This is a genomic window from Bacillus sp. YKCMOAS1, assembly GCF_030268125.1.
Lineage (GTDB): Bacteria > Bacillota > Bacilli > Bacillales > Bacillaceae > Bacillus > Bacillus safensis.
In genome coordinates this window covers 1-957 of the sequence record NZ_BSEI01000017.1, presented here as the reverse complement: position 1 = coordinate 957, position 957 = coordinate 1, and the positions used below count along the sequence as shown (strand labels likewise).

1 tRNA gene is annotated in these 957 nt (G+C 34.2%); it reads right to left on the bottom strand.

What is annotated here, in order from left to right:
• Positions 1–76, bottom strand: a tRNA-Val gene (locus QSJ46_RS19555).
• Between the last annotated feature and the right edge of the window lie 881 nt (positions 77–957).

The window sequence follows — 957 nt, the reverse complement described above, 5'->3', positions numbered from 1 at the left end:
TGGTGGAGGATGACGGGCTCGAACCGCCGACCCTCTGCTTGTAAGGCAGATGCTCTCCCAGCTGAGCTAATCCTCCATATTGTGTCGTTTCGAAGTGTCTCTCGATCTGACAAATAGTATTATATAACGATAAGATATTGTTTGTAAAGACTTTTTTAAAATAATTTTTGAATTTATTTTAAAGCTGTTTTTTTCATCTTTTCGTTAAGGCACCTAAAGAAGTTTACCACTTGTCTCATCATTTTAAAAGCCTTTTTTTCATTTTTTTATTTTTTTTTGTTAAAAAGAGTACTAATAAGTCTTTATCACTGTGGAAACAGCATTTTTGAAGCTTCTATACCCTTATTTTATTTCATATATCTCTGGATAAAAACATTCAAATAAGAAGTTCTGTTATTATTTTATTTTTCTGATAAATCTTTTTTGCATAAAAAAGTATGAAAATGTTGCTGGCCTTTACTATTTTTTAGCAAATCGTTTCACATCATTTTTTCTGCTGCTTCAAATATTCAACAGCATTATCGTCGATATAAAATTTTAACAGGAGAAATAAAATAAGTATTGTTTCTTTCATGTCTTCTATCTTTCAGATTGGAAATTCAACAATGGCTGACCAACCCCTTCAGGATGAGGTCTTTCTATTTAGTGGCCCTATACTTCGCCTTTCTATATCTATTTAGCCCAAGGTGAGGTTTTCTATGCTTTTAGTGAAGCCCTTGATGATTTGAGCTGCCGGTTCATATGATGACAGACATGTTAAATTGAAGGAGCATGAAGTTTGATTTATGTAGCAATCAACGTGGGAACAACGTATTTTTACTTTAACAACCTATTATATAGAAGCAAATCATTCAAAAAAACAAAAAAGACCAGTTCCAAATGGAACTGATCCTGATAGAAGCTTGGCGGCGTCCTACTCTCACAGGGGGAAACCCCCAACTACCATCGGCGCTGAAG